The sequence below is a fragment of the Martinezella dioscoreae genome (genome assembly GCF_009176305.1).
GTDB classification, from domain to species: Bacteria; Pseudomonadota; Alphaproteobacteria; order Rhizobiales; family Rhizobiaceae; genus Rhizobium; species Rhizobium dioscoreae.
The window spans coordinates 1-26,881 of the sequence record NZ_BLAJ01000019.1 but is presented as its reverse complement, the minus strand read 5'-3'; the positions used below and the strand labels follow the sequence as shown (position 1 = coordinate 26,881).

Below are 26,881 nucleotides of genomic sequence, written 5' to 3'. Positions count from 1 at the left end.
TCAAAGCGAAGCTGTGATGCCGCCGTCGACATAGAGCACATGACCGTTGACGAAAGAGGAGGCATCGGAAGCAAGAAAGATGCAGGCGCCGACCAGTTCTTCGACGCGGCCCCAGCGGCCGGCCGGCGTGCGCTTTTCGAGCCACGCGGAGAAATCGGCATCTGCAACGAGAGCTGCGTTCAACGGCGTATCGAAATAACCGGGCGCGATGGCGTTGCATTGCAGCCCATGCTTCGCCCAATCCGTCGCCATACCCTTCGTCAGATTGCCGACGGCGCCCTTGGTTGCCGTGTATGGCGCAATCGAGGGCCGCGCCAGCGCCGTCTGCACGCTTGCGATGTTGATGATCTTTCCGGCGCCGCGCTTGATCATATGACGAGCGACCGCCTGGCCAACATTGAAGACGCTCGAGATGTTCGTCCGCAGAAGCCGCTCGAAGGCATCGGCGGGAAAATCCTCCAGCGGTGTGCGAAACTGCATGCCGGCATTGTTGACGAGAATGTCGATCGCCCCCGTCTCGGCTTCGAACGCATCCACGGCTCGACGCGCGGCCTCGTGATCAGTGGCATCGAATGGCAGCACATGCACCTTGCCTGCAAAGTCTTCAGCCGCCTTGGCAAGCTTTTCCTTGTCGCGGCCGTTGAGCACCGGTTCGGCGCCAGCAGCCGCCAGGCCCTTGGCGAGAGCAAGCCCGATACCTTGAGAAGAACCCGTCACCAGGGCACGACGCCCTTTCAGATCGAAAAGACCAAGAGACATCGTTTCCTCCGTTTTTTTCTCGACATTGGTCGCCTCCCTAGTTTATGTTATCGATAACATTTGATGTCAAGGGAGGATGCGTAAGATGAACAAACCACCGATCCTGCAGATTGGCCCCTACCCGCAATGGGATCAAGAGCCGCTCGACGCAGCGTTCCAGGTTCATCGCTATTTCGAGGCTGCCGACAAGGACAAATTGCTCGCCGAGGTCGGACCATCGATCAGGGGTATTGCGACACGCGGCGAACTCGGTGCCAACCGCGCCATGATCGAGGCCTGCCCCAAACTGGAAGTCATTTCGGTCTATGGCGTCGGCTTCGATGCCGTCGACCTGCAGGCCTGCCGCGAGCGTGGCATTCGCGTCACCAACACCCCCGACGTCCTGACCAACGATGTCGCGGATTTGGGAATTGCGATGATGCTCTGCCTGTCGCGCGGCATGATCGGTGCGGAGACATGGGTGCGTGACGGCAGCTGGGCACAAAAGGGGCTTTATCCCCTCAAGCGCCGCGTCTGGGGGCGGCGTGCCGGCGTGCTCGGTCTTGGCCGCATCGGCTTCGAAGTCGCCAAACGCCTGAAGGGCTTCGACATGCAGATTGCCTATTCGGACGTCGAGGCGAAATCCTACGCCTCCGACATGACCTTCGTGGCCGATCCCGTCGAGCTCGCGACACAATCGGATTTCCTGTTCGTCACGCTCGCCGCTTCAGCGGCGACGCGGCATATTGTCGGTCATAAGGTGATCGAGGCGCTCGGCCCGGAAGGGATGTTGATCAACATCTCCCGCGCGTCCAATATAGACGAAGAGGCACTCCTTGACGCACTGGAGGCCGGCAAGCTCGGATCGGCAGCGCTCGACGTCTTCGAAGGCGAGCCGAAACTCAATCCGCGCTTCCTGGCGCTGAACAATGTGCTGCTGCAGCCTCACCATGCCTCCGGCACGGTCGAGACGCGCAAGGCCATGGGTAAGCTCGTGCGCGACAATCTCGCCGCTCATTTCGCCGGCCAGGCGCTGCCGACACCCGTTCTTTGAGGGAGAAAGACATGAAGGCCATCATCGCCCACGCCGCCAAGGATGTGCGTATCGAGGATTATCCGGAGGAAGAACCGGGTGCGGGAGAGGTCAAGCTGAAGCTCGCAACCGGCGGCGTCTGCGGCAGCGACCTGCACTACTACCATCACGGCGGCTTCGGCACCGTGCGCCTGAAGGAGCCGATGATCCTTGGGCACGAGGTCAGCGCGACCGTCACCGCGCTCGGCCCGGGCGTGCAAGGGCTCGAGATCGGTCAGCTCGTTGCCGTCTCCCCCTCCCGCCCATGCCGGACTTGCCGCTACTGTCTGCAGGGATTGCCCAATCAGTGCCTCAACATGCGCTTTTATGGCAGCGCCATGCCCTTCCCGCACATCCAGGGTGCGTTCCGCGAGACGCTGGTGGCCGATGCCATCCAATGCGTGCCAGCCGATGGTCTGACGCCGGGTGAAGCGGCCATGGCGGAACCTTTGGCCGTGACCTTGCATGCCACGCGTCGCGCGGGCGAGATGCTCGGCAAGCGCGTTCTCGTGACCGGCTGTGGTCCGATCGGCGTTCTCTCGATCCTGGCCGCACGCCGTGCCGGTGCCGTCGAGATCGTCGCAACCGATCTTTCGGATTTCACCTTATCACTTGCCAGGCAAGCGGGTGCCGACAGGGTCATCAATACAAAGAACGAGCCCGAAGCGCTTGCCGCCTATTCCGCAGACAAGGGCACTTTCGACGTGCTCTACGAATGCTCCGGCGCTGCCGCTGCCCTCGCCGGCGGTATTGCGGCACTGAGGCCGCGAGGGATCATCGTACAGCTTGGTATCGGAGGCGACATGAGCTTGCCGATGCTGGCGATCACGGCCAAGGAACTGGAACTACGCGGCTCTTTCCGCTTTCATGAGGAGTTTGCCGTCGGCGTCGATCTGATGCGCAAGCGTCTCATCGATGTGCGGCCGCTCATCACCCATACGGTACCGCTTGCCGACGCGATCAGCGTCTTCGAGATCGCTTCGGACCGAAGCCAGGCGATGAAGGCGCAGATCGCCTTCACCTGAACCGAAACGGCGCGAAATCCACCGATCGAAAGCGAAAATGGATTTCGCGCTCAGGTCCGGCCTAGTCGAGATCGGCGCCGATCGCTTTGAGTGCGGCGCGGGCTACCTGCTCGTCCTGCTCGCCTGACCCGGAACCAACGCCGATACCGCCGACAAGCGTGCCGCCGACACGGATGGGCAAGCCCCCGCGCAAACCCGTCATGCCGCCATGGGTCGCGATCGCCAGCGGCACTCGCGCATGCTCCGGCAGCGAATGGCTCGGCCCGCCGATGGAAGCAGCCGTCTGTGCCTTGGCAGTGGCGCTTTTCAGCGACTGAAAACGTGAACCGTGCATGCGGAAGGACCCTAGCATCACGCCGGATTGATCGACGATGACGATGCATTGCGGCTGCCCCATCTGCGAAGCAGCCGAGATCGCAGCGGTCAACAACGTCATCACTCCTTCGTCGCTCAAGACACTCGACGTCAGAACATGGCTCATGCACTATCCTCCCGACTTGCGGACTCTATTGAATATGTTATCGATAACACATCGATCTCTCGATGTAACCTTATGGGAGGTATTGTTACAATGTCGTTCTTCGAGATCATGGACCCGGCCTTCGGGAAATTTGTTCTTGGCAATGCTCCCGTCAAGCAGATCGCCACCGGTTTCGACTGGGTGGAAGGGCCTGTCTGGTTCGGAGATCTGAACTGCCTGCTCTTCTCGGATATCCCGAATAATCGCATCATGCGCTGGATACCGGGGCTCGGCACCAGCGTCTTTCGCGAACCCTCGAATTTTTCGAACGGCCATACGCGTGACCGGCAGGGCCGGCTTGTGAGCTGTGAGCACGGCGGCAGGCGCGTCACGCGGACCGAATATGACGGCTCGATCACCGTTGTCGCCGACCGCTATCAGGGCAAACGGCTGAATTCGCCCAACGACGTCATCGTCGCCTCGGACGGCGCCATCTGGTTCACCGATCCGCACTACGGCATCGCGACGGACTACGAAGGATACAGGAGTGAGCAGGAGCTGCCCTGCAATGTTTATCGCGTCGATCCCGATGGCTCCATGCAGGCCGTCCTGACGGATTTCAACTGCCCGAACGGCCTCGCCTTCAGCCCTGACGAGAAGAAGCTTTATGTCGCCGATACCGGTCGCATGCATGGCAGCGATCCGCAGCATATCCGGGTCTTCAATGTCGGTGAAAACTGGCGGCTATCCGGCGGCGAAGTATTTCATGCGATTTCACCGGGCTGCGCAGACGGCATGCGCCTCGACAGGGATGGCAATCTCTGGTCGTCGGCCGCCGACGGTGTGCATTGCATCGCCCCCGACGGCCATCTCATGGGCAAGATCCTGGTGCCGGAAACGGTCTCCAACCTCTGCTTTGGCGGCCGCGGCAAGCACAAGCTGTTCATCACAGCGACGACCAGCGTCTATTCGATCTCGCTCAACCGAAGCGGCGCACTTTAACACGAGACTGGGACCGCATTACGAAACGATCCGTAAAGTGGCGCAGCAACAAGGACAGCCTTATTGAGGCTTGGGAAAAGCCAGCGATCCTGGATTGCCTGGAGACCGGTAGAGACGTTCAATACGGAAATGCTGCGGCGACAATCGCCGGGATCATCTGGCGATCGTCGCTGTCGGATGACGGAATATCAGCGCAGGTCGGCTTGCGATACGGAACGTACCGCCGCATGCGCAATCGACGCGAGATTGGCGGACAAGGCGCGTTCTTGCCTGCGTGCAGCATCCTGCAGCAGATCCGCCATCCGGGTTATGGATATGCGATCTGCGCGCATGACCTGGCGGATCAGCGGATCTTTAAGAACTTCGGCGATCGTCAAGTCCCTTTGGGTCATGGTTACCTCCTGTTCGTTAGCGCAGAAGATAGACCGCTTAATTAGCACTGCGATGTCAAAAGCCGGACAAAAACAAGGCAGTTCGTTCAATTTTGTTACAGATTAATCGCAAATCGAATGAAGGGACATATTCCCAAAATACAATAGGACCCTAGTTGTCGGCTAAGGAAGGGTTGATCAATTGCGATCAGCCTTAAGTGGGAGGGCCGTTTGCTCCGCGAAGGCGCAACGTTTTTGCAATAAATTAGGCCATAATTTTGCAACTTTTGCGTTTATAGTCTCGCGGCGCTGCGGCTCTGTAGTGTAACACCAACGATCGGCCACGCGATGTACTCAGATCAATCCACAGAAGACGAGCGTCTCATCTATCACGCAGATCTTCTCAGCCAGCTCTCCAATCCCAAGCGCCTGGAGGTCTGTATTCATCTGTCCGGCCATGAGGAAGATGTGAACAGCCTGGCCAAGAAGCTGGGCATATCGCAATCGGCGCTCAGCCAGCACCTGACCCGCCTGCATCATTCCGGTATCGTGAAAGTGCGCCGTCAGGCGCAGTTCAGATATTATACCTGCGATCATCCAGGCGTCCTGCAGATCCTGAAGACGCTTGCCGGGATTTTCGACGCCGAACTCAAACCGGCGAGACCGAAGACCGGCGACAATGACGATCACGACAAAAAACCATGACAAAGAGCCGATGCGGCTTTGCCGCCATCGGCCACCGAATGCGAATTTCGGATGTCGATGGATCGCGCAGGCATGCTATGACCAATCGCAATTGCTCACACGCCGCGCCTGTTTCCCCAGATAATCACATGCAATTGCGGCAGCACCCTCGCTTCGAACCATCGGTCATCGCCGACCTTTTCCACGAGCCAGCGCATCCTTTCGACGATGCCGTCGATATCGACAAGCGCATCTTCTGCATCGGCTGGCGGCGGCGTGTGATTGCCGGGTTGCAGATAGACGGACAATTGGGGATAGCGAGCGGCCGCGTCCCGCGCATATTCATAGTCGAGATCGTCGAATATGACGATCTTCAAAGCGATTTGCGGTCCGTCGCCTGCCATGCGCAGACAGTCGTCGAAGGCGACCCAGTCCGTCGTCATGCCACTGGAAGGTGGCTTCGGGCTGAGCACCAGCACATCGAGTTCGGCAAACCACTCCTTGGCCAGGCTCCCTTGAGTCTCCAGCGCGAAGCGATATCCCTCCGCATGACCGCGTCCAATCAGCGGGCCGAGCGGCTGGATCGCGGGATTGCCGCCGGAAAGCGAGATCGTCAGCGGCTTGCCGCCGGAAAGCCTCTTCACCTCTTGCCAGATCTCATCGACCGGCATCGGCCGCCATTGATCGCGATAGTCGCTGTCGACGGCATGCAGCGTATCGCACCAGGAGCAGCGATAATCGCAGCCACCGGTGCGCACGAAAATCGTCGGAAGACCGATCAGGATCCCCTCGCCCTGGATCGTCGGCCCGAAGATCTCGCTGACGCGGATGAGCGCGCCGCTCATGGCCGGTATTCCGCCCAGGTCTTCGGCGTCTCGCTGACCCGCACGGCGGATGCTTCCGGCAATCGTTCCTTGCACCAGTCGTAGAAATGCTTGGCGAGATATTCGGACGTGACGCGATCGTGTCCGAAGACATCGTTCAGATGACGATGATCGAAGGTTTCATCGATATAGCGCTTTAACGGCTGTAGCTCATGATAGTCTCGCACGAAGCCGTTCTGATCGAGTTCTGTTGCCGAAAGCTCCACCACGACGATGTAATTGTGCCCGTGCATGCGCGCGCACTGGTGATCATCGGGCAGATGCGAGAGTTGATGCGAGGCGGAGAAGTGGAATTCCTTGGTGATGCGGTACATCACTTCACCTCTTCGGCCGAAAAGCCCGATGTCGCAGCAATCCAGAAATCGGCATCCTCATATTCGGTCGGATCCTCAATGCCGGCGAGATGAAAGGCCTCGCGCCGCTCAACGCAGGTGCCGCAGCGGCCGCAATGGCGTTTCCCGCCCTTGTAGCAGGACCAGGTTTCGGCAAAGGGGGTCTTGTGCCGGGCACCGTCGGCAACGATATCCGCCTTGGAAATCGTCACATAGGGCGCATAGAGCGAAACGCTGGCATAGCCGTCGAGCGCATGGTGCTGCATCTGCTGGAAGGCGTCTATGAAACCCGGGCGACAGTCGGGATAGATGAAATGATCGCCGCCATGAACCGCGACGGCAACAGCGTCCGCCTTTTGTGCAGCCGCAAGCCCGAAGGCGATCGCCAGCATGATCGCATTGCGGTTCGGCACGACCGTCGCCTTCATGGTTTCCTCGGCATAGTGCCCATCCGGCACCGCGACATCATCTGTCAGAGCCGATCCGGTCAAATGCTTGCCGATGGCGATGATGTCGATGATCTCATGCGGCACGCCGAGACGCTTGGCGCAGGCGCTTGCGAATTCCAGCTCCTTGCGGTGCCTTTGACCGTAATCGAAGGAGACGAGGCCGATAAGCTGATGTTCGGCTGCGACCTTATGGGCGAGCGAAACGGAGTCCAATCCGCCGGAGCAGATCACGATAGTCTTCATAATTCAGGATCCCTTGTTTTGACCGGGTGGGCTGCGACCGGATTTCATGGCTCTTCAAAGCCACGGCCGGCTCACTAGCAGCAGAACCGGGAGGAAACAAGGCATTCCGCAACATTTCATGGCAACGCGCCGGCACATGCCGGCGCATCGCGGTTTTGTAAGGCCGTCAGCTGACACCCGCAAACTTCCCGGAAATATTCAGATCGGGATAGTAACCCGCCGGCTTGCCACCGACCGTTTGGCCGCCCGTCAAGCTGCCCTGGATCTCCGATCCGAAGAAGGAATAGGGGAAAGTCGCCGGCAGGGCGCTGACCTCGTCCAGGCGCCGCCGCAGTTCGTTCGGTATCGTAAACTCAAGGGCGCCGAGATTGTCCCTCAGTTGTTCCAGTTTCGTGGCACCGATGATGATCGAGGCGAGGCCAGGCTGGGTCATCGCCCAATTGACGGCCACCTGCGCCATGCTGCAGCCGAGCTCGGTCGCCACCTTCTCCAGCTCGGCAACAACGGCCCAGTTGCGCTCGTTGAATTTCTGGAAGCCTGGATTGGTCGTACCACGCACGGTTTCCAGCCGGCCGGCGGTCTGCCTCTCGCTGCTCGGCCGATATTTGCCGCTCAGCAGACCGCTCGCAAGCGGGCTCCAGGCCATGATACCGGCGCCGTAACGCGTTCCGAACGGCACGAATTCATTTTCGATGTTGCGTTCGGCCAGCGAATATTCGAGCTGAAGTGCGGAGATCGGCTCGTAGCCGCGATGTTCGGCGACCGCCTGGGCTCTGCTGGCGTACCATGCCGGAACATCGGACAAACCAACATGCCGCACCTTGCCGGAGCGGACCAGGTCATCGAAGGTGCGCATCACCTCCTCTGGCGGCGTCAGGCGATCCCAGCAATGCATGAGATAGAGATCGATATAATCCGTGTTGAGCCGTTTCAACGACCCTTCGACGGCCCGCAGGATATTCTTGCGGCCATTGCCGGCCGCATTCGGCGTTTGTGCGGTAAGGTTCATGGTGAACTTGGTTGCGATGACGGCGTCGTCGCGCAAGCCGCGCTCGGCGATGAATTCACCGAGCCAAGCCTCAGACGTACCGCCCGTATAGGCATCGGCAGTGTCGAAGAAATTGCCGCCGGCGTCGACATAAGTATTGAAGATCGCCCGTGCCGTTTCCTTGTCTGCCCCCCAACCCCATTCCGTGCCGAAGGTCATGGTGCCAAGGGCGAGCCGTGTTACCTTCAAGCCGCTATTGCCCAGCGTATAAAATTCCATGCTCATCGTTCTGCTCCTCTTTGGCTAACCGGGCTATCCACGACCGACCCGGCGATGCGTGATGCACCTAGAGTCGCTGTTTTCGAGCTATTCGATAAGATCATTTAATTTGCATGCATTATGCGATACCGTGCAGCAATGGATCGCGATCTGCTGCCACATCTGCCCATCGTCGCCGCCGTGGCCCGCCGCGGAGGGTTTGCCGCCGCCGCCAGCGAACTGGGCATGAGCGCATCGGCCATCAGCCATGCCGTTCGGCTCGTGGAAGAACGGCTCGGCCAGCCCCTCTTTGCCCGCACGACGCGGAGTGTGGCGCTGACCGAGGCCGGCAAGAGCCTGATCGCCACCATCACCCCGGCGCTGCAGGACATTCACGACCGCATCGAGCGTATCAGGGCCGTCAAGGGCAGGCCAAGCGGACTGTTGCGCATCAACGCATCCCGCATCAGCCTGCCGCTGGCAGTCACCCGCGTGATCGCAGCGATGGCCGAACGCTATCCCGAAGTCGAAGTGGAAATCTTCTCCGATGAAAGGCTGACCGATATCGTCTCCGAGGGTTTCGACGCCGGCATCCGCGTCGGCGAAATGATCGCGCAGGACATGGTCGCCGTTCGCCTCACCCCTCCTTTCCGATCCATCGTCGTCGCTTCGCCTGGATATATCGGGCGTTTCGGGCGTCCAAACACGCTTGCGGATCTCTCCAACCATAATTGTATCGGCTACCGCCTGATCCGCGCCGGCGGCCTTTATCAATGGGAATTCGTCGAGGATGGGCGGGATGTCGCGGTGACGGTGAATGGCCAGGCGATCGTCACCGAAGCACATTCGGCCATAGAGCTGGCCGTTGCAGGTGTGGGATTGGCCTATGTCTTCGAACCGCTGGTCAAGGCGGAGATCACATCCGGCAGGCTTGTCCACCTTCTAGGTGACTATGCGGTGACGGAAGCAGGCCTTTTTCTCTACTTTCCGCGCCGTGCCGAGCTGGCCCCGAAACTCAGGGCTTTCATCGACACGGTACGACAGATCAATCGCTGAGTCGGTCCTCGGCGGGCAAAAAGCGCCATTTGCTTCCCACCGACATGCTAACGAATGGTCAAATCGCGCAGCCATTGTACGAAATACGCACGAAATGCAGCGCTGGATCGCGATGCAGCTGAATCGCGATTGCCGTCTCTCACGGCACTCGGCAGTCATAGTTGGAAAGCTCCGCCAATGAGGGCATGCATGGGTTCGGGGCATTCGCCCTCGCGTCCCGCCGGTCGGATTGGCAGCTTCCCGGTCTGAAAGAGGAACTCGTGCAAGACATTTCGAAGAGAAAGCCGCCTAGCCCGATCGATATCGAAGTCGGCAAACGCATCCGCGCGCAACGGCGCCTGCTGGGTATGAGCCAATCGGCGCTTGCCGAAAAACTGGGCCTGACCTTTCAGCAGGTTCAGAAATACGAAAAAGGCGCCAACCGTGTCGGCGCAAGTCGCCTGCAACATGTTGCCGACTGTCTTGGCGTCCCGATCTCGCACTTCTTCGATAACGCAGCCTTCGACAACCCTCTTTCGACTGAGGAAGCAAGAGTGATCCGCAACGACCTCGTCGGTTTCATATCGTCCGAAGAAGGTATTGAGCTCAACCGAGCCTTTGCAAAGATCAAGGATGTGAGGACGCGACAGAAGATCGTCGGCCTGCTCAAGTCGCTGGCGTTGACTTAGAGCAATTCCGGAATAAGTACGCGGCGGCTTTCCGTCCGAATTTACGAAAAAAAGTGATGGAGCGGTTTGACGATTCCGTGAAGCCCCAAACCGCTTCAGCCTTCATTGCCCCGACAATTCAATGCTTTGCCGTCAGCTTGTGATACGTGGCGTACGAATGACCTTCAGGAACAGGGCGTTCATAGCGGCCGAGATGCCTTGCGTCGGACTCACCTCGAAATAGAGGCCGGGTGAGGCGCAAGTCTGCAAATTGGTGCCGATCTGCGATTGAAAGGGTGCGATCCACTGGTTGTACCAAGGGTTTGTCGGCAGGGGAAAATAGGTCGTATAGAGGATAGCGATCTTGATGTTCTGGTTCTTCAAGGGCTGACAGAAGGTGGTGTCGAGCGGCTCCTGGCAACGCCCACCCGTCGTCGGCTTGGTGCAGGTGTTGGGTTTTTTGCTGTCACCGACGCCGTCAGTGACAAGGAAGAGGACCTTCTGACGATCGGAAGTGGTTTTTCCGCTGCCGCCCGTACCAATGATCGGCCCGAGTTGCGTCAGCACCGTATCAAAACTTGTATCCTCATCGCTGTTGTCGTTCTGTCCTAGAACAACCATCAGATCCACGTTGTTCTTGCTGACGGCACCGCTAACCTGCGCCATATCGGATGACAGCGGCGATACGTTGGTCAAGCCAATTGTCGTCGTGTCTTTGCCGAATGTATAGACGGCCATTCTGTACTGATCGGGTGTTACTCGGTTGTGCACGGCGGTATCGGTCAGCGACTGTGTCGCCTGGCGAACGACGTCGATACGCGTATTGATCTTCAGTACATTCGTCGCAAGATTGTAATAGTCGCTCGTTGAACCTTTAATATGGCACGCAAAGGCACATTTGTCTGACGTGTTTGCCACCATTTTATCAATATCGGCCATGGTAGCGCCGATCCCCATGGAAGGCGTGTTATCGAGCAGCATGTAGAAATCCATGAAGTTCGCCGTCTGATACTGCGCAGATGCCGAGCCGCTGACGGGAATAGACGTCTTGCCGATGACCTGGCTTAGTGTCGTCGGTACGTTCGCCGAAAAATTGACCGTGGAAGAGACGATATTTCCCGTGCGCGTTACCCCGGCGCTGACGCTGACCGGTATATTCTGAAGATCGCTGGACGCCTGGCCGTAGAAGAGCTTGTTGGCGTCGCCTTGACCGATCGTGACGGTGCCGTCGCTTGTCATCGCCATGGCAGCCGCAACCGCCGGAGATGAATCCGCGATTGCACCCACAGCAGCGGCGTCGGCGGCATTTTGCAATTCCGTTCTGACGAGCATCGCATTGGTGACATCGAGCGCCAGCCCCCCCACCGCAATCAACGGAACGGCAATCAGCGCCGTCGTGATTGCGAAATTCCCCGAACGGTCCGTAAACAGCATCCCTGATAGTTTGCGCAATGCGACAAACGGTTGTGGATAGATCCTGAATCTCTTCACGAGCAAGCTCTCTGTAGCATAAGTTGTATTTTCAAAACATTCGCGAAACGAAAGTATTATTACTTTCAAATATACTTATTTATATTATCGAACGAAAATATTTAGATTCTCATAAGAGCAAACTTCTTATTTATACTGCAAAAATTGAGAGGAAATTTACCAAGAATACAGGATATAGTCGTCGATCCCGTGGTCGAATTGAATGAAGTTCGATACGGTACTCACACTCCGACGGCCTTAAATCGGGCATAAACCGAACATTTCATGAAGAAAGACGCATGATCCGCAATATATACGCGAGACAGGCACCATAAACATAACGCAAAAATTGCAAATCTACCCGAAGTGTCTTTACCCGATTTTTAGTGTTTACCCGCGAAAGCAATCGCCATCGATTTCAGGTGCGGCAGCCGTCGTTGCAACTGTCTTCTTCGCCCTGATGGCTATGGTTGGGATCTTTACGTGCGCGTTCTTTCCTGCATCTTCACGGAACACAATCTGTGGCTCGTTCTTCTCGCGGCGTTCGTCTGCGTCAGTGGCGGCTGGATCACGCTCAATCTGCTCAAGCGAGCCGAAAGGACGCTCGAACTTCAGCGTGGCGGCTGGATCTTTCTGACCGCCGTGGCGGCTGGATCTTCGATCTGGTGCACGCATTTCATTGCCATGCTGGCTTACGAGGTCGGTGCGCCGGTCACCTTCGATCCGATCCTGACGATGGCCTCCTTTCTTTTGGCTGCCATCGGCTGTGCCGGCGGTTTTGCGATCGCCTTGTCGCGCGTGCCGCGCGTTGCACCGGAATTCGGCGGAGCCGTCGTCGGCCTTGCCATCACCACCATGCACTATACAGGCATGCTGGCCTATCACGTCGACGGGATCGTTGAGTGGAACCAGGGCTATGTTGTCGCCTCGGTCGCACTTTCGGTGATTTTTGCGGCGCTTGCGCTCAATCAGGCGGTGCGCCGGCCTTGGCAGCTCTCCCCGATCGCCGGCCTCGCTCTTTTCGTCATCGCCGTGGTTTCGCTTCACTTTACGGCAATGACCGCCGTATCGGTCACCCCGCTTGTAACCGGCGCAGCCATCGCTGACGCCTACGCACTGAAGGCCATGGCCGTTGCCGTAGCGGGCGGTGGGTTGCTTATCATCGGCACCGGCGTGGCAAGCTATATGATCGACGAGCGAGCCTCGCGCGAATCCATCGAAAAACTTCAGCATATGGCCCTCAACGACCTGCTGACGGGCCTGCCCAATCGCAGCAGCTTTGCCGACCATCTTCAACGCGAGATGGGACATGCCAGCGAAGACGGCGTGAAGCTTGCAGTCATCGGCATTGACCTCGATCGCTTCAAGGAAATCAACGACCTGCGGGGACACAAGGCTGGCGATCAGGCACTTAAGGCGATTGGGCGCCGGCTGCTCCGCCTCGTCAGGGACGGCGAGTTCGTCGCACGTGTCGGTGGTGACGAGTTTGCCGCGGCCAAGCGCTTCCGGGAGCAGAGCGAACTGCTGGATTTCGTTGCCCGACTGGAGAAGGTCCTGTTCGAGCCCATCCGGATCGACGATTTCGAGACGGCGACAGGGGCCAGCATCGGCGTTGCCGTCTATCCGGACGATGGCGTCGACCAGGAGCGCCTCGTCAGCAATGCCGATCTCGCAATGTATCGCGCCAAGGCCGATATCGGCCGCGCAGTCTGCTTTTATGAATCCAAGATGGATGAAGCTGCCCGCGCCCGTCATACGCTGGCCCAGGACCTGCGCCGTGCTGTCGAGCTGGATCAGCTCGACCTGCACTATCAGGTGCAGACCTCGGTTCGCACCGGGCAGATCTGCGGCTATGAAGTCCTCGTCCGCTGGCATCACCCCGAGCATGGTGCTGTGCCGCCTTCGGAATTCATTCCGATCGCCGAAGAAAGCGGCACGATCCTTATCATCGGCGAATGGGTTTTACGCACGGCCTGCAAGGAGGCAGCGTCATGGGAGCAGCCCTACAAGATCGCCGTCAACCTATCACCCGTACAATTTGCTCATGCCGATCTCGCAAAACTCGTTCATGCGATCCTTATCGAGACCGGCCTTGCTCCGTCGCGGCTGGAGCTTGAGATTACCGAATCCACAATCATTGCCGACAAAACTCGTACTTTACATGTCCTGCGACAGATCCGGGCTCTTGGCGTGACCGTTGCCATCGACGATTTCGGAACAGGATATTCGTCGCTCGATACGCTTCGCTCCTTCCCCTTCGACAAAATCAAGCTCGATCGCTCCTTCATGAACGAAGTGGATCACAGCATTCAGGCAAAAGCGATCGTCCGCGCCGTGCTCACGCTCGGCAAGAGCCTAGATATCCCTGTTCTCGCGGAAGGCGTCGAGACCAACCATCAGCTTGAAATCCTCCGTGTCGAGGGTTGCGACGAGGCGCAAGGCTTCTTCCTCGGACGGCCGAAGCCCGTCGGGCAAATCTTTCAAGAGGAGACGTCCGTGGAGGACGATGAAGCATTGGCATTTTCCGGCCGGTTGCCGCCCTATCGCATGCGTCGGCGCTAGGACGTTCCTCACGCGTCAATGCAAAATCCGCAGCAATTACAGGGCGCGGACCTGCGCCTCCTTTCCTTCTTCGATTTGGTCAGCCGCTCCGTTCGCAATATCAGATCGAGCGGTCCGAAACCTCGCCGATCCATTCGCTCGTGAGCTCGATTGCAACTGTGGAGCGGATATCGAGAGCATTGGCGGCCACGAGAAGCTCATAGCGACCGGCGATAGCTCGAAATGTTCCCGTCTGCTCGTCGAAATAGCTCAGATCGCGTGGGCGCACGACAAGCGAAGCCGTCCCCCTTTCACCCGGCATCAGCCGAAGCTTGGCAAAGGCGCGCAACTCCTTGTCCGGCCGCTCGACTGTCGAAGCAGGCGCGCGAACGTAAAGCTGCACAAGCTCCGAGCCGGTTCTGCCGCCGGTATTGGTAACATCCACCGTGATGGTAATGCCCTCCGCGCCCATCGTCGTTGCCGAAGCTTGCGCCTCGCCCCAGGAAAATCGCGTGTAGCCAAGACCGAAGCCGAAGGGGAACAGGGGCTCGATATCGCGCGTATCGTGATGACGATATCCGACGAAAACGCCCTCGGCGTAGCGCACATGCCCATCCTTGCCAGGATAGACCGACGCATCACCAACCATGGCGGAGTTATCCGACAGGTGCTTCGGGAAGGTCTGCGGCAGGCGCCCGCCGGGCTCGACATCGCCGAAGAGCACATCGGCAACGGCGTGGCCGAGTTCCTGGCCGGGATACCACATCTGCAGCACGGCCCGAACCTTGTCGAGCCATGGCATCTCGATGGGACCACCGGTCTGCAGCACGACAATCGTATTGGCATTGGCGGCCGCCACCCGGTCGATCAATTCCTCTTGCCGGACCGGCAGACGCATGTCAGGCAGATCGAGCCCTTCCGTATCCCACTCGCCATCGCGGCCGACGAAGAGCAGAACGACATCTGCATCGCTTGCTTTTTGAACGGCATCCAGCATGGCCTCTTCACCGAGCGGCTTCTCCACGCCGAAGCGTACCGCCGTCAGATTGATCCCCTCCTCGGTCGTCGCGGAAGAGCAATACTCCACCGCCACCTTGTAGCTCTGTCCGGCTTCCAGATGGATGCCTTGCCGCTGCTCGACATTGGCCGTGCCGAAATAATTGTCGCCTCGGGCCCAGCCGTCATAGCCATTCACGACGAGCTTGTCATCGACAAAGAGCCTGGCAAGGCCTGCATTCGTCATGCCGAATACGTGCTCGCCGCTCTCCGTCGGCACATAGGATGCCGTCATGCGGGCGGAGAACTCATTGGGATCGAGTTCCGAGGACGGCAGGTCGAACCAGAAGAATTCGCCCTTGCTTGCCGTTTCGGTGGCGATCACCGGGCCTGCAAGATCGCGGCCCTTAAAATACTCTACCCGCATCTCACCGGAGAAGACATTGATGAGGCGATTGTTGCGGCAGCCGGGGGCATGGTGAATGCTGTTGGCATTCGATAGTGCCTGCCGGATGCCTTCCAATGGGCTGACCCTGTAGTGGGCGGCAATCTGGGCGCTGCCGCCGCCCATGACACGCGCTTCGGCAGCATTCGGCCCGATAACCGCCACATGCCCAAGGCCTGCCTTCTGCAGCGGCAGAATGCCGTCGTTCTTCAAGAGCACGGCACCCTCGGCTCCGAGCTCGCGGATCAAAGCACGATCCTCAGGCAGATCGAGCGCGTGTTCGCTCAAATCGGGCACCTTCTCGAAGGCGCCGACACGCTCCAGCAATGTCAGAATGCGGCGGGCGGCTTCGCGCACCGTCTTCGGCTCGACCTCGCCGTTGCGGACTGCCGCCACCAGCTTTTTGCCACGGTCGCGCGTCGGACCGGGCATTTCCAGATCGAGCCCGGCATTGATGGTCGCCGCCGTCGAATGCGAACCGAACCAGTCCGACATGACGATGCCGTCGAAACCCCACTCCTGTCGCAAAACTTTGGTCAGCAGCCAGGGATGCTCGCTCGTATAGGTGCCATTCAGCCGGTTATAGGAGGACATGACGGCCATGACGCCAGCCTTCTTCACAGCCTGCTCGAACGGCGGCAGATAGATTTCGCGAAGAGCACGCTCATCGATATCCGACGACATCGTCTGGCGCTCGATCTCGGATTCATTGCCGGCGAAATGCTTGATCGTGGCCGCAATGCCCTGGCTCTGCACGCCCTGGATATAGGCAACGGCAAGCGCGGCCGTCAGCATCGGATCTTCCGAATAGCATTCGAAATTGCGGCCGTTGAGACCGGAGCGGTGAATATTGACCGTCGGCGCCAACAGCACCGAGGCGCCCTTGCTCTTGGCCTGACCGGCAAGTGCCACACCCATGCGCTCGACAAGAGCCGGATTCCATGTCGCGCCAAGGGCGATGGCGACGGGAAAGCAGGCGGCATTGACGCCCGCAACCAGCGAGCCGGCACCGCGGGCTCCGTTCGGCCCATCCGTAACCTTGATCTTCGGAACACCAAGGCGCTCGACCGGCACCGTGGTCCAGAAATCGGCGCCGGACAGCAGCGAAACCTGCTCTTCAAGCGTCATCCGGTCGAGAATATCGTCGATCATAAAGGCCTCCCGAGCAATTCGCTGGCTGTTCCATCGTCCATCCGCGATGGAGATTCGCATTTAAGACCAACAAATCATAAACACGCCAGATGTTCTTCCGATAGTGCGATATGTGAATGAAATTCCATATCTTTTTTTGCCGACATTCAGGTCGCAGCCGCTACGGAGCACGCTTCGCAACCGATCGGAAATCATAAGTTCGGCACAGGAATGGACGTCCCTGATTGCCGTACCGGTCAAAAGCGCCGGTTCGATAAAATGCGAATAATCTTTTTCCGAATAAATTTGACCGCGTCGGATTTCATGAGCCCAACTCATGGAGCCGAGTATGCGTTCACTTCTAGTCGCTGCAAGCTTTCTCTTCGTCGCCGGCCTGCTGTTTTCGACAGCGACAACGGCAAAACCCGTGGCCAATACCGCCGCGGCACACGCACATCAGTTTGCGCGTGAGGTGACGGAAGCGAGCGTGCCCGTCGGCTGGACGAGCTTCTGCAAAGCGCAGCCAGCCGAATGCGTGGCTGGCCAAAAGAGCGTGGAGTTCGCCGATCTCGATCATGATCGCTGGGAGCAACTGCAGCAGATCAACAGCCTCGTCAATCATGAGATCGAGGGTGTCGGCGACAACGATCATTACGGCATCTACAAGCTCGGCATCATCAACTGGTGGACCTATCCCGACGATGGTGCGGGCAACTGCAATGACTATGTTCTCTTAAAGAAGAAATTGCTCGTGGAAGCAGGCTGGCCGCGATCTGCTCTGCTGCTGACGGTCGTCCTCGATACCCATAACGAAGGACATCTTGTCTTGATGGCGCGCACCAATAATGGCGATCTCATCCTCGACAATCTCACCGATACGGTGAAAAACTGGAGCGGAACGGGCTACACTTTCATCAAGCGCCAGACGGCCGACAATCCGAACAATTGGGTTCGGCTGGAATCCGGTCGCACACCCGAAGAGCTTGCCATGATCAGCAAGGCACTGGCGTTTCACTCGCAGTGATTGGCGGCCCAATAGCTGTCGACCAGGCCTTTCCCGTCCTGGTCCAGAATGGCAAAATTGCCGGGGATGACGACGAAGAAGCGTTCTGCACCTTCCGCACCGGCGCCGTCATTTGCAGTTCCCGTATCGACACGACCGCAAACGACGAAGCCCGGCATTCGTTCGCTCGGCTTGGCTTCTAGAATATGGATAGCTGAGGGCGGCACCTCTATTCGCCGCGCGACCGCCGCCTTGGCCAGCGCCGGAACATCCGCCATCGTCGGCAAAGCTTCGCCGGGGGCGGCTGCAAGCAAGATGCTCCCTGCGATCACGAGATGTTGCATCGACATCCTTTCGAAAGCCCGGACCACGGGAACGCAACCCTGGACGGCCATATTCCCTATGCCTATGCAGCCGAGAGCTGCTTTGATCGAAGTTTATTGTGATTCGTGAGACGGAAGAAGCTTACGCTCTTGCCTTCGGATAGCGATCGCGTATCAAGATCGTCCTCGCGCCGGGGAATATTTTTGGAAAGCCACTTTGCGAATGCGAACACGCCTGTCGATACTCCCGGCACTCGGTCTTCTTTTTATCCTTGCATTGACGAACGCGGTTTCTGCGCGTGAGCTCGTGCGCGTGCCGCCAGGTAATCGCAACGGCGTTCAGCCACCCATCCCCAATACTTCGGTACTGCGGGCCAAGGCATTCAACACCACCTACGACGAAAAATACCAGAAGATCATCGGCGTGCTTCGCGACGACAAGGAACTGATGGCCTCGATCAGGAAGGCCGGGCAGGCCTATGGGATCGACCCCATCCACATCGTTGGCGCCCTCGTCGGCGAACACACCTACAACATCACGATCGTCAACAGGGTGAAGTCCTACTACGTCAAGGCGCTCGCCTATTCGCAGTCCGATTTCAAATTCGCCTATAAGGACGTGACGGTCCAAACCTTCCTGAAGAAGCCGGAATTCGCCCATTGCAACGCTTTCACCGGCAGCGCAGAATTGTGGGAATGCCGCGACGAAACCTGGGACAAGAGTTTCCGAGGCAAGGTCATCGATGGCGTCACTTACGAAAACATGACGTTCCAGCGCGCCTTCTTTCAGCCTTTCTTTGCGGGCCAGACCTTCGGCCTTGGCCAGATCAGCCCTTTGACAGCCCTTGAAGTCACCGATCTCGTGCATGCGACCAGCGGCCTGCCGAAGCTTTCCGTCGACGATCCGCAGGCGATCTACCGCGACATCATGGATCCCGATCGCAGCGTGATCTATATTGCCGCCATCGTAAAGGATGCCATTGACGCCTATCGCGCGGAGGGTTTCGACATCACCGACAATCCCGGCCTGACGGCAACGCTTTACAATGTCGGCCAGCCGCGCCGCCGTGCGGCTGCCCTGCGGCAGGCGGCGGATGCTTCGGGCGGGAAGAAATTGCCGGAAGAAAATTATTATGGTTGGCTGGTGAACGACAAACTGCCGGAGCTGCGCGATCTGCTTGGCAGCGACAACAGCCAGTAAGCCGCCAGAACTTTATCCATGAGGAACACCGGTTTGATCAGGCGATCAGGCTGACGCGATCATTGGCAATCTTGTTTTCGACCCAGGCTCTTTCGTTCTGCCAATCATGCCGCTTCCATCCCTCCCAGCCAAAGCCGCACAGCTTGATGTCCCATTCCGAGGCGGGAAACCTTGAAAGCGCATAACAGATGCCGAGGAAGCCTGTGCTAGGAAAGACCTTGTGCATGCGACGCCCGGAAATACCGAGCTCGCCGCAGCCGTCAATGTAGGTCTGAGGCGGCATGATGCGGATCTCCTTGCCGGCCCTGCCCAGCAACTCGATTGCCTGCATCGTCCAGTCAGCCTTTCTACCCTGCAGACGCTGGAAGATGTTCGGTCGGGGGTGATATTTGCGAATGATATCGGGGTGATAGGCCAGCATGAAGACCTTTGCGGCCTTGAGCGCGGCATTATCCATGAAGCTCGGATCGAGAAGCCGCCGATACAAGATCTTGCTTGATGCGGCCAGCATGATCATGTCGGTGCGCTCGCCGCTCATGCCTTCGGAAAGGACCGGTTCGTTGAAACGCATGACGAATTGCGCCTCGTCTACGATACCGGCGATATCGCGTTCCAGCTTTCCATTGCCGATAATGATTGCAGTCTTACGCGCCAATGCGGTCGTCCAGAAAATACGGGCCGTGCATTAACAAGCCGTTCTGACAAAGCGCTGAACCGCTGATGATGCGGAAATGAAATGCGGCCCCTCCGGAATCGGCTGTGCGCTGAAGGAAAAATGGGCTCGGCCCATAAGGCACGAGCCATTTTGTAAGGACCGTTGCGACCAATCACGCTGCCTGTTCGAGCGCAGAACGTATCTGCATTTCGGCTTTGGCAATGGCCGCATTTGTCGCCTCGGCGCCGTGAGCCGTGCCTTCGAGGCGGACAGTTTCGATGTCGGTTATGCCCATGAAGCCGAGCAGATGCTCCAGATAGTTCGTCTGAAAATCGAAGGCTGTATGGACACCCTCGGAGAAGACGCCACCACTGGCCGTCACCACATAGGCTTTCTTGCCGCTCAGAAGGCCGTTAACGCCGCTCGCATCATAGCTGAAGGTGACGCCGGGCCAGATGATATGATCCATCCAGGCTTTGAGTTGCGAAGACAGACTGAAGTTGATCATTCCGGAACCGATAACGATCACCTCGGCGGCCTTGACCTCGTTCACCAATGTCTCTGCAAGTGCTACGGCATCGGTCTGTTCCGGCGTCCGCGCCTGCGAGGGTGCCATACGGCCTTCGATATAGGCCAGCGTGATATGCGGCAACGGTTGAGCTGCCAAGTCGCGTGTCACGAGCGTTCCGCCCAAGCGATCCTTGAGCCCTTCCGCGATCTCGGTTGCGAAGCGTGTGGACAGGCCTTCGGCCCCTCGCGGGCTCGAGGTTACGACGAGAATGTTGGTCATTTGCTGGCTCCTAATATGAGTGGTAAATAATTGTGACCAACGCTATTAATGTAACTAATTCATTCTCCGCAAGAAGGCACATTCATGACACTGAATGACATTGATTTTCCCATCCCCCATTTCGACGATTGCCGGATGGTGCGGGAAATTCTCGATCGCATCGGCGATAAATGGAGCCTGTACGTCATCGCCATTCTCAAAGATGGCCCTGTACGGTTCAACGAGTTGCGGCGGCGGATCGATGGCATTTCTCAGCGAATGCTGACGTTGACGCTGCGCGGGCTGGAGCGCGACGGCCTGGTGACGCGCACGCTATTCCCCACCATTCCGCCCCGAGTGGACTATGAACTCACCAAATCCGGTCGGGAACTGCTTGGTCCGGTGATGGCGCTTGTGGGATGGGCAACCGCCAATCAGGATGTCATTCAGGAGGCACGCGCCCAATACGACAAACGGTAGGTGAGGCATTTCGGTCGGTAGTTCTTTGAAGTGCTCACAAGAAATACCGGAACTTCAACGGAAGCAGGGCCGCGCCGATCGCGCTGGCGTCACCTTTGGTTTCGCTGAGAACCAGCCGAGGCCCCGGCGGGGCGGCACCATAGCGATGCGGACGCTGCGACGGCAGGCGGGCGCGCGCGATCATCATTCGCCCAAGTTCGGGCGGGAGTTGGCCGCCGAAGACGATGGCTTGCGGATCGATCACCCCGGCAAGCGTGGCAATCAGACGGTCGAGCATCGGCATGGTCTCGGAGAGCCAGCTCTCGACGCCGGGCCAGGAAGGGTCGAAATTCTGCTTGAGTTCCTCAAGGGAGCCTATGTCGACACCGCTCTCCCGCAATGTGGCGATGAGATATTGCAAAGCCGGCCGGCGCTGCACTTCGTCGGGATTATATATGACGCTGAACTCCCCGGCATTCCCATGAAAGCCCAGATAAGGCCTGCCTTCCAGAACCAGGCCGCCGCCAAATCCATAGTTGAAGGACAAGTATGCAAAGGTCTTGCACCAGTGCCCGACACCGCGCAAGCTCTCACCGATCGCGCCCGTCGTTGCGTTGTTTTCCAACCAGGCCGGCAATGCAAAGACATGCTCAAGTTCCGGCTGCAGATCGACCAGAGACCAGTCGCGCAGCGGCTCCGGGGCATTGAAACGACGATCATCGCCGACGAAAAAGCCCGACATGGCAAAGCCAAGTCCGATGAGACTTGCGCGCGATATTTCGTGGCGCGTCAGGATCGAACTCAGTTTCTCGGCAAGGATTGCCAGCGTTGCCTTGCGGTCGGCGGGCACGCCGCTGAGCACCTCCTGATCGACGATGTCGCAGCCGAAATCAGCAAGCGACAGTGTCACGGCATCGGTATTGACGGAAATACCAACCGAATAAACCGCCTTCCGTTCCAGTTCGATAGTAGGGCTCGGCTGCCCGCGCGCGCCCTTGAATGGCGCACCGGCGCGAAGCAAGCCGCGAGCTGTCAGTGTCTCGACGAGCCGATGCACCGATTGCTGCGTCAAATTGGTGTGAGCCGTAATGGTCGCGCGCGGGATTGGCTCGCGGCTGCGGACAATATCGAGGATGAGGCGCTCGTTCTCGCTTGCCAGTGGGGATTTTTCAAGCGCTGCCATGAGTGCAATCCTGCTTCCTGTCATGCCGACTTAGCCCGCGCCTGTCAGCGTACAATCCGAACCCCATATTCGCGGCTCTCGTCATAAATATTACACTTTATGTGTATTAATAGCCATAACAGCGATCGGTGCCAATACATCGCGTCGGCCACACCCATTGGTGCTCACATTCGACATCGAACCTCGCATCCGCTCATTCCCGCCTGAAAACCGACAGCTCACGAAAGCTTTTCCCATGCATAGCCAGACCGCCACATCGCCCTCATCCCGCAATGCCGATATCTACGACCTCCTCTCCCGGGCCAATCCAAACATTCTGACGATTGCCCATCGCGGGCTTTGGTCGGCAGCTCCCGAAAATTCATTGGCGGCAATCCGTGCGGCAGCCGAGCTTGGGGTGGAATTCGTCGAAATCGACACGCAGGCGACCGCCGACGGCCATCTCGTCGTCATTCACGACAAGACGCTGGACCGCACCACCTCCGCCAAGGGTGTCGTCGGAGCGAGCAGTTTCGCCACAGTCCGCGATGCACGATTGCTTGCCGGTGCCGGCGGAGAGCTGGCTGTAATGACGGATGAACGCGTTCCCACGCTCGAAGAAGCGCTGGAAGAGGCACGCGGGCGCGTCTTCGTCAATATCGACACGAAATTCCCCCGCGAACTGCCGCAGGTCATTGCTGCAGTGCGGCGGCTGGGTGCCGAAGATCACGTCATCATCAAGTCGGATGTCGAACCGCAAAGCGGCTGCTTTCCGGTACTGGACGCCGATTGGTTCGGCTCGATCCCGCATATGCCGATGTTTCCCGTCCGACCTGGAAAATTCACCGAGGATCTCAGGATGATCGAATCGCTCGAGGCGCCGATGATCGAGGTGAAATTTACCGACATTGCCGATCTTGCCGCCGGGCGCGAGGAACTGGAGCGTCAAAATATCCGGCTCTGGATCAATACACTCGACGTCTCCCATAATCTCGACTTCAACGACAGCCGCGCACTCGGCGACCCCGAAGGCGTCTGGGGAGCGCTCGTTGACGCCGGCGTCGGTGCCATCCAGACCGACACGAATGTCGAATTCAAGCGGTGGCTCGCTATCAGAAGCGCCACCTGACAGGATCTTCGGCAACGGCAAGACAGAAAAGCCCGGGCGGTCTTCCGATCGTCCGGGCTTCTGCGTCCTGCCGCAGCAGTTATCCGCATCGAAACATATTTTCCCTGCGAAAGGGCTTGCCTCCCATAAGCGGAGCCGGTCGAGATCGTCCCCCTATGGGGACAAATGCTGCACCCGCGAAAAAAATGATGCGGAGATGAATTAAAACTGACGCGAAAATGAACTGGAAATGTTGACTTAAGGATTCACTGAACTAGTTCCCGCTGAGACGCCGGGGTCCGCCCCATCCACAGCGACCATATGAATCTGCATAATTCTGCGCAGCCGTTCCAGCCGTAAGACGTTGGTACGGCACGGGATATCTGTGCGGTTAAGAGGTCGCATCACAGCGCAGTGGGACTTCAGTATCGCATGAGCAGCATCACGGGACGGCTCGTCAAGGGAAGCATGTGGTTAAGCCTATCTCGAACCATCGTGAACGGGCTTGCAACACTCAGCACCTTCGTCTTGGCCCGCTATCTAGCGCCGGCTGATTTCGGCGTCGTCGCCCTCGGCATGACGATATTGATGATCGTCACGACCGTTACCGAGCTTTCCCTTTCCGAGGCGCTGATCCGCCATGATGCACCGGATGAATCCCATTTCAGTGCCGCCTGGACGCTGAATGCCGCACGCGGGCTGACGATCTGCATCCTGTTTGCGATCTTTGCCTATCCGGCGGCCGCCCTGTTCAATGAGCCGAGGCTGACGGGTGTCATGTTCGCTCTTGGCATCAGCATGCTGATGGGCGGCCTTACGAATCCGCGGCGCATTATGCTGCAGCGCGATCTGATCTTCTGGCAGGAGTTCGTGCTCGCCGTTTCGCAGAAATTCGCGGGCTTCGTCGTCTCGGTTGCGATCGCGATCATCTATCAAAGCTATTGGGCACTCGTCGTCGGCACGCTGATCAGCCAGGCGACGAACGTCATTGTCTCCTATCTCGTGCTGCCGTTCCGGCCCAGGATCACCTTCCAGCATATGCGGGAGTTCTTCTCCTTCTCCGCCTGGCTGACCGCAGGCCAGATCGTCAGCACGCTCAACTGGCGCTTCGACTATCTGCTTGTGGGCAAGATGCTCGGCGGCATCCAGCTCGGCTATTATTCGGTCGGCAGCAACCTCGCTATGATGCCGACGCGGGAGGCGACCGCGCCCCTCACCCAGACGATCTATCCGGCTTTCGCTGGCATTCACAACGATCCGGGCAGGCTCGCCGCCGCCTATCAGCGTGTTCAGGCACTGGTTGCTGCTGTAGCTCTTCCAGCCGGCATCGGCGTTGCCGTGACCGCCGACCCGTTGGTGAGGCTCGCGCTCGGCGACAAATGGGCGCCCGTCATCTTCATCATCCAGTCGCTTGCGTCTGTCTTTGCGCTGCAGACGCTGGGCTCGCTGGTGCAGCCGCTCGGCATGGCCAAAGGCGAGACGCGCGTGCTCTTCGTCCGAGACACGCAGATGTTCTGCCTGCGCGTGCCGATCATGATAGGCGGCCTGCTGCTCTATGGTCTTCCGGGGGTCATTGCCGGCCGCGTCTTCACCGGCCTCTTCAGTACCGCCGTCAACATGATGCTCGTACGGCGCTTCACCGGCATCAGCGTTGCCAGGCAATTATCGGTGAACCTTCGGGCACTCGTGAGCGTCGCCATCATGGCGGCAGGCGTCTCGCTCGCCTCGAGCCATCTTGCCTACACAGACGACAAGCTCGTGCTCGTGACGCACCTCGCCATCCTGATACTGCTTGGCGGCCTGCTCTATTGCGGTTCGACGCTCCTGCTGTGGACGTTGATGAGGCGGCCGGCCGGCCCGGAAACGGAGGTACGAAACATACTCGGCAAAGTGCTGCCGAGGCTTCGTCCTGCCTGAAAACGCGCGGCCGATATCGGCCGGAGACTGACCTGTCATCTAAACGGGGGAATGGGGAAATGACATTACAATCAAATCAACAGCTGATCGCGAAACTGGACAACATGATCCACGATTGCCTGAAGGATTACATCAGCAAAGATGAGCCGCTGGCGATCCTCGATTTTCCTGACATCCGCAATTGCGGCGACTCCGCCATTTGGCTCGGCGAAATGGCCTATCTCAACCGGCGATATGGCAAGCGGCCGACCTATGTCTCGCGGATCGACGACTTCTCGCCCGAGCAACTCGAGCGCACCATGCCGACCGGCCCGATCTTCATTCATGGCGGCGGCAATTTCGGCGACATCTGGGATGCGCATCAGGACTTTCGCGAACGGGTTCTGGAACGATTTCCCAATCGGCAGGTGATCCAGTTCCCGCAATCCATCCATTACAAGTCGCAGGCACGCATAGAGGAAAGCGCCCGCGTCATCGGACGCCACAAGCATTTCGTATTGCTCGTCCGCGACGAAGAATCGAAAGAGTTCGCCCATAAGCACTTCGACTGCGAAGTGCGTCTTTGCCCGGATATGGCCTTCAGCATCGGAACGATCCGGCCGGATGAACCGGAATTTGACGTCCTTGCCATGTTGAGATCGGATCTCGAGAAGGTCGGAGACGCCAACCTTTCTGCCTATCCCGACATTCCGAAAGAAGACTGGACGACTGAATCCGCCAAACGTGTACGCATCTCCAAAGCCTTCGGTGCGGCAACGGCTTTGCTCGCCCTCAAGCCGGCCGAGATACGCCTGCGCAAGCTCGACGCGGCGGCGCATAACCGGTTGCGGCGTGGCATCCGCCAGATTTCCCGCGGCCGCGCGATCGTCACAGACCGGTTGCATGTCCACATCTGCTCGATCCTGCTTGGACGACCGCATGCCGTGCTGGACAATAGCTACGGCAAGATACGTCGGTTCATGGCGGCATTTTCCGGCGGCACCGATCTCGCCTACCGCGCGACCTCTCTCGAAGACGGTATCGCCTGGGCGCGTAATCAGGCTACACAACCATTGGCACCGGCCGCCTGACGTATTTCCGGTCGCATCATGCGACCGGGCTGCGTCCGCAAGACATCATTTTAGGGATACCAGTGAAGAACAACGACCCATGGGCTTGTCTTGTGGGCTTCGCTTTAATTGAAGCCAGCGGCTGCGGCGGCTCATCGGAAATGTAGACTATCGCGTACCATCGTGAATTCAGCCTCATGTTCGACAAAATCTGCCGGCCGCGCAGTGAAGCTCAGGGAATAAACTTGTCTCTTGTCAATCGCGACGAGAATAACTTGTTTAACGGAAGGAACTTCATTCACGGCTCCTGTACAGGTCGTTTGCAGTGCGGGAATCCCTCCAAGCATCTGCCCCACAGGCGTGTCGCAGACGGTTTTCATGCCTTGGGCTTCGTATGAATTGCGCACGGTTGCAAGCATAGTGCGTGTCTGATCATCGAGCTT

General features: G+C 58.5%; 27 protein-coding genes. 13 read left to right on the top strand and 14 right to left on the bottom strand.

All coding sequences use genetic code 11. The annotated features are described in order from the left end of the window. Positions 1-759: an SDR family oxidoreductase gene (locus GDN47_RS30305; protein WP_152094880.1), complete on the bottom strand. Its 759-nt coding sequence runs from the start codon at positions 757-759 to the stop codon at positions 1-3. An 85-nt stretch (positions 760-844) separates the two neighbouring features. On the opposite strand from GDN47_RS30305, the gene GDN47_RS30300 reads away from it, so the two are divergent. Continuing rightward, positions 845-1,792 (top strand): 2-hydroxyacid dehydrogenase, encoded by a 948-nt coding sequence (locus GDN47_RS30300; protein WP_113352415.1) that lies wholly within the window; start codon positions 845-847, stop codon positions 1,790-1,792. An 11-nt stretch (positions 1,793-1,803) separates the two neighbouring features. Then, positions 1,804-2,835, top strand: coding sequence for an L-idonate 5-dehydrogenase (locus tag GDN47_RS30295; RefSeq protein ID WP_152094879.1), 1,032 nt, complete (start codon positions 1,804-1,806; stop codon positions 2,833-2,835). A gap of 61 nt (positions 2,836-2,896) precedes the next feature. On the opposite strand, the gene GDN47_RS30290 is transcribed toward GDN47_RS30295, so the two are convergent. Then, positions 2,897-3,316, bottom strand: coding sequence for a GlcG/HbpS family heme-binding protein (locus GDN47_RS30290; RefSeq protein ID WP_113332786.1), 420 nt, complete (start codon positions 3,314-3,316; stop codon positions 2,897-2,899). A 90-nt stretch (positions 3,317-3,406) separates the two neighbouring features. On the opposite strand from GDN47_RS30290, the gene GDN47_RS30285 reads away from it, so the two are divergent. Continuing rightward, positions 3,407-4,297 carry an SMP-30/gluconolactonase/LRE family protein gene (locus GDN47_RS30285; RefSeq protein ID WP_113332787.1) on the top strand — a complete coding sequence of 297 codons (891 nt, stop codon included), beginning with the start codon at positions 3,407-3,409 and terminating at the stop codon, positions 4,295-4,297. 188 nt (positions 4,298-4,485) lie between these two features. Here GDN47_RS30285 and GDN47_RS30280 read toward each other — a convergent pair whose 3' ends face one another. Then, on the bottom strand, positions 4,486-4,689 hold the full coding sequence (locus GDN47_RS30280) for a hypothetical protein (protein ID WP_113332788.1): 204 nt from the start codon (positions 4,687-4,689) through the stop codon (positions 4,486-4,488). 327 nt (positions 4,690-5,016) lie between these two features. Between GDN47_RS30280 and nrcR the strand changes: the two genes are divergently transcribed. After that, positions 5,017-5,373 carry a transcriptional regulator NrcR gene (gene nrcR / locus GDN47_RS30275; RefSeq protein ID WP_113332789.1) on the top strand — a complete coding sequence of 119 codons (357 nt, stop codon included), beginning with the start codon at positions 5,017-5,019 and terminating at the stop codon, positions 5,371-5,373. A 95-nt stretch (positions 5,374-5,468) separates the two neighbouring features. Here the strand turns inward: nrcR and queE are convergent, their stop codons facing one another. From queE to GDN47_RS30255, 4 genes are all read right to left on the bottom strand, one after another. After that, complete coding sequence (gene queE / locus GDN47_RS30270; protein ID WP_113332790.1) at positions 5,469-6,197, bottom strand: 7-carboxy-7-deazaguanine synthase QueE; 729 nt, start codon at positions 6,195-6,197, stop codon at positions 5,469-5,471. Continuing rightward, on the bottom strand, positions 6,194-6,550 hold the full coding sequence (gene queD / locus GDN47_RS30265; protein WP_113332791.1) for a 6-carboxytetrahydropterin synthase QueD: 357 nt from the start codon (positions 6,548-6,550) through the stop codon (positions 6,194-6,196). Before queD ends, queE begins: the two co-directional genes overlap by 4 nt. Beyond that, the gene (gene queC / locus GDN47_RS30260; RefSeq protein WP_113332792.1) at positions 6,550-7,260 is read right to left on the bottom strand and encodes a 7-cyano-7-deazaguanine synthase QueC; all 711 of its coding nucleotides are present in this window, start codon (positions 7,258-7,260) and stop codon (positions 6,550-6,552) included. The genes queD and queC overlap by 1 nt, the downstream gene beginning before the upstream one ends. A 166-nt stretch (positions 7,261-7,426) precedes the next feature. Next, positions 7,427-8,533 carry an aldo/keto reductase gene (locus tag GDN47_RS30255; RefSeq protein WP_113332793.1) on the bottom strand — a complete coding sequence of 369 codons (1,107 nt, stop codon included), beginning with the start codon at positions 8,531-8,533 and terminating at the stop codon, positions 7,427-7,429. A 132-nt stretch (positions 8,534-8,665) separates the two neighbouring features. Here GDN47_RS30255 and GDN47_RS30250 point away from each other — a divergent pair, with 132 nt between their 5' ends. Further along, on the top strand, positions 8,666-9,562 hold the full coding sequence (locus tag GDN47_RS30250; RefSeq protein WP_152094878.1) for a LysR family transcriptional regulator: 897 nt from the start codon (positions 8,666-8,668) through the stop codon (positions 9,560-9,562). 260 nt (positions 9,563-9,822) lie between these two features. Further along, entirely contained in the window at positions 9,823-10,230 is a 408-nt protein-coding gene (locus GDN47_RS30245) for a helix-turn-helix domain-containing protein (protein WP_113332825.1), read from the top strand. A 132-nt stretch (positions 10,231-10,362) separates the two neighbouring features. On the opposite strand, the gene GDN47_RS30240 is transcribed toward GDN47_RS30245, so the two are convergent. Beyond that, positions 10,363-11,643, bottom strand: a complete 1,281-nt coding sequence (locus GDN47_RS30240; RefSeq protein ID WP_152094893.1) for a TadE/TadG family type IV pilus assembly protein — start codon at positions 11,641-11,643, stop codon at positions 10,363-10,365. A gap of 519 nt (positions 11,644-12,162) precedes the next feature. On the opposite strand from GDN47_RS30240, the gene GDN47_RS30235 reads away from it, so the two are divergent. Beyond that, entirely contained in the window at positions 12,163-14,241 is a 2,079-nt protein-coding gene (locus GDN47_RS30235; RefSeq protein WP_145634159.1) for a putative bifunctional diguanylate cyclase/phosphodiesterase, read from the top strand. A gap of 100 nt (positions 14,242-14,341) precedes the next feature. Here the strand turns inward: GDN47_RS30235 and GDN47_RS30230 are convergent, their stop codons facing one another. Beyond that, on the bottom strand, positions 14,342-16,813 hold the full coding sequence (locus tag GDN47_RS30230) for a glycoside hydrolase family 3 C-terminal domain-containing protein (RefSeq protein WP_152094877.1): 2,472 nt from the start codon (positions 16,811-16,813) through the stop codon (positions 14,342-14,344). A 328-nt stretch (positions 16,814-17,141) separates the two neighbouring features. Here GDN47_RS30230 and GDN47_RS30225 point away from each other — a divergent pair, with 328 nt between their 5' ends. After that, positions 17,142-17,816 (top strand): transglutaminase-like cysteine peptidase, encoded by a 675-nt coding sequence (locus GDN47_RS30225; RefSeq protein WP_152094876.1) that lies wholly within the window; start codon positions 17,142-17,144, stop codon positions 17,814-17,816. Here GDN47_RS30225 and GDN47_RS30220 read toward each other — a convergent pair. After that, positions 17,804-18,139, bottom strand: a complete 336-nt coding sequence (locus GDN47_RS30220; RefSeq protein ID WP_069615711.1) for a hypothetical protein — start codon at positions 18,137-18,139, stop codon at positions 17,804-17,806. The two genes, GDN47_RS30225 and GDN47_RS30220, sit on opposite strands and share 13 nt — an antisense overlap. A 202-nt stretch (positions 18,140-18,341) precedes the next feature. Between GDN47_RS30220 and GDN47_RS30215 the strand changes: the two genes are divergently transcribed. After that, the gene (locus GDN47_RS30215) at positions 18,342-19,319 is read left to right on the top strand and encodes a DUF1402 family protein (RefSeq protein ID WP_152094875.1); all 978 of its coding nucleotides are present in this window, start codon (positions 18,342-18,344) and stop codon (positions 19,317-19,319) included. A gap of 37 nt (positions 19,320-19,356) precedes the next feature. On the opposite strand, the gene GDN47_RS30210 is transcribed toward GDN47_RS30215, so the two are convergent. Both GDN47_RS30210 and GDN47_RS30205 read right to left on the bottom strand, forming a co-directional pair. Further along, positions 19,357-19,974: a hypothetical protein gene (locus GDN47_RS30210; RefSeq protein WP_152094874.1), complete on the bottom strand. Its 618-nt coding sequence runs from the start codon at positions 19,972-19,974 to the stop codon at positions 19,357-19,359. A 172-nt stretch (positions 19,975-20,146) separates the two neighbouring features. Further along, positions 20,147-20,764 (bottom strand): FMN-dependent NADH-azoreductase, encoded by a 618-nt coding sequence (locus tag GDN47_RS30205; protein ID WP_152094873.1) that lies wholly within the window; start codon positions 20,762-20,764, stop codon positions 20,147-20,149. Positions 20,765-20,848: 84 nt separating this feature from the next. Between GDN47_RS30205 and GDN47_RS30200 the strand changes: the two genes are divergently transcribed. Then, the gene (locus GDN47_RS30200; protein WP_113332802.1) at positions 20,849-21,223 is read left to right on the top strand and encodes a winged helix-turn-helix transcriptional regulator; all 375 of its coding nucleotides are present in this window, start codon (positions 20,849-20,851) and stop codon (positions 21,221-21,223) included. 34 nt (positions 21,224-21,257) lie between these two features. Here GDN47_RS30200 and GDN47_RS30195 read toward each other — a convergent pair whose 3' ends face one another. Further along, the gene (locus GDN47_RS30195) at positions 21,258-22,385 is read right to left on the bottom strand and encodes an ROK family transcriptional regulator (RefSeq protein ID WP_113332803.1); all 1,128 of its coding nucleotides are present in this window, start codon (positions 22,383-22,385) and stop codon (positions 21,258-21,260) included. Positions 22,386-22,620: 235 nt separating this feature from the next. On the opposite strand from GDN47_RS30195, the gene GDN47_RS30190 reads away from it, so the two are divergent. From GDN47_RS30190 to GDN47_RS30180, 3 genes are all read left to right on the top strand, one after another. Beyond that, positions 22,621-23,493: a glycerophosphodiester phosphodiesterase family protein gene (locus tag GDN47_RS30190; RefSeq protein WP_113332804.1), complete on the top strand. Its 873-nt coding sequence runs from the start codon at positions 22,621-22,623 to the stop codon at positions 23,491-23,493. 411 nt (positions 23,494-23,904) lie between these two features. Then, positions 23,905-25,389: a lipopolysaccharide biosynthesis protein gene (locus tag GDN47_RS30185; protein WP_113332805.1), complete on the top strand. Its 1,485-nt coding sequence runs from the start codon at positions 23,905-23,907 to the stop codon at positions 25,387-25,389. 59 nt (positions 25,390-25,448) lie between these two features. After that, positions 25,449-26,459, top strand: coding sequence for a polysaccharide pyruvyl transferase family protein (locus tag GDN47_RS30180; RefSeq protein ID WP_069615611.1), 1,011 nt, complete (start codon positions 25,449-25,451; stop codon positions 26,457-26,459). A 131-nt stretch (positions 26,460-26,590) separates the two neighbouring features. Here the strand turns inward: GDN47_RS30180 and GDN47_RS30175 are convergent. Continuing rightward, positions 26,591-26,881: DUF4946 domain-containing protein (locus GDN47_RS30175; protein ID WP_152094872.1), on the bottom strand; the 291-nt coding region annotated here is incomplete at its 5' end.

What these genes read in the sequence shown, in the direction of transcription:
- GDN47_RS30305 (WP_152094880.1), bottom strand. Translation starts at nt 759, where the DNA reads ATGTCTCTTGGTCTTTTCGATCTGAAAGGGCGTCGTGCCCTGGTGACG.
- GDN47_RS30300 (WP_113352415.1), top strand. Translation starts at nt 845, where the DNA reads ATGAACAAACCACCGATCCTGCAGATTGGCCCCTACCCGCAATGGGAT.
- GDN47_RS30295 (WP_152094879.1), top strand. Translation starts at nt 1,804, where the DNA reads ATGAAGGCCATCATCGCCCACGCCGCCAAGGATGTGCGTATCGAGGAT.
- GDN47_RS30290 (WP_113332786.1), bottom strand. Translation starts at nt 3,316, where the DNA reads ATGAGCCATGTTCTGACGTCGAGTGTCTTGAGCGACGAAGGAGTGATG.
- GDN47_RS30285 (WP_113332787.1), top strand. Translation starts at nt 3,407, where the DNA reads ATGTCGTTCTTCGAGATCATGGACCCGGCCTTCGGGAAATTTGTTCTT.
- GDN47_RS30280 (WP_113332788.1), bottom strand. Translation starts at nt 4,689, where the DNA reads ATGACCCAAAGGGACTTGACGATCGCCGAAGTTCTTAAAGATCCGCTG.
- nrcR (WP_113332789.1), top strand. Translation starts at nt 5,017, where the DNA reads ATGTACTCAGATCAATCCACAGAAGACGAGCGTCTCATCTATCACGCA.
- queE (WP_113332790.1), bottom strand. Translation starts at nt 6,197, where the DNA reads ATGAGCGGCGCGCTCATCCGCGTCAGCGAGATCTTCGGGCCGACGATC.
- queD (WP_113332791.1), bottom strand. Translation starts at nt 6,550, where the DNA reads ATGTACCGCATCACCAAGGAATTCCACTTCTCCGCCTCGCATCAACTC.
- queC (WP_113332792.1), bottom strand. Translation starts at nt 7,260, where the DNA reads ATGAAGACTATCGTGATCTGCTCCGGCGGATTGGACTCCGTTTCGCTC.
- GDN47_RS30255 (WP_113332793.1), bottom strand. Translation starts at nt 8,533, where the DNA reads ATGAGCATGGAATTTTATACGCTGGGCAATAGCGGCTTGAAGGTAACA.
- GDN47_RS30250 (WP_152094878.1), top strand. Translation starts at nt 8,666, where the DNA reads ATGGATCGCGATCTGCTGCCACATCTGCCCATCGTCGCCGCCGTGGCC.
- GDN47_RS30240 (WP_152094893.1), bottom strand. Translation starts at nt 11,643, where the DNA reads ATGCTGTTTACGGACCGTTCGGGGAATTTCGCAATCACGACGGCGCTG.
- GDN47_RS30230 (WP_152094877.1), bottom strand. Translation starts at nt 16,813, where the DNA reads ATGATCGACGATATTCTCGACCGGATGACGCTTGAAGAGCAGGTTTCG.
- GDN47_RS30225 (WP_152094876.1), top strand. Translation starts at nt 17,142, where the DNA reads ATGCGTTCACTTCTAGTCGCTGCAAGCTTTCTCTTCGTCGCCGGCCTG.
- GDN47_RS30220 (WP_069615711.1), bottom strand. Translation starts at nt 18,139, where the DNA reads ATGCAACATCTCGTGATCGCAGGGAGCATCTTGCTTGCAGCCGCCCCC.
- GDN47_RS30215 (WP_152094875.1), top strand. Translation starts at nt 18,342, where the DNA reads ATGCGAACACGCCTGTCGATACTCCCGGCACTCGGTCTTCTTTTTATC.
- GDN47_RS30205 (WP_152094873.1), bottom strand. Translation starts at nt 20,764, where the DNA reads ATGACCAACATTCTCGTCGTAACCTCGAGCCCGCGAGGGGCCGAAGGC.
- GDN47_RS30200 (WP_113332802.1), top strand. Translation starts at nt 20,849, where the DNA reads ATGACACTGAATGACATTGATTTTCCCATCCCCCATTTCGACGATTGC.
- GDN47_RS30195 (WP_113332803.1), bottom strand. Translation starts at nt 22,385, where the DNA reads ATGGCAGCGCTTGAAAAATCCCCACTGGCAAGCGAGAACGAGCGCCTC.
- GDN47_RS30190 (WP_113332804.1), top strand. Translation starts at nt 22,621, where the DNA reads ATGCATAGCCAGACCGCCACATCGCCCTCATCCCGCAATGCCGATATC.
- GDN47_RS30185 (WP_113332805.1), top strand. Translation starts at nt 23,905, where the DNA reads ATGAGCAGCATCACGGGACGGCTCGTCAAGGGAAGCATGTGGTTAAGC.
- GDN47_RS30180 (WP_069615611.1), top strand. Translation starts at nt 25,449, where the DNA reads ATGACATTACAATCAAATCAACAGCTGATCGCGAAACTGGACAACATG.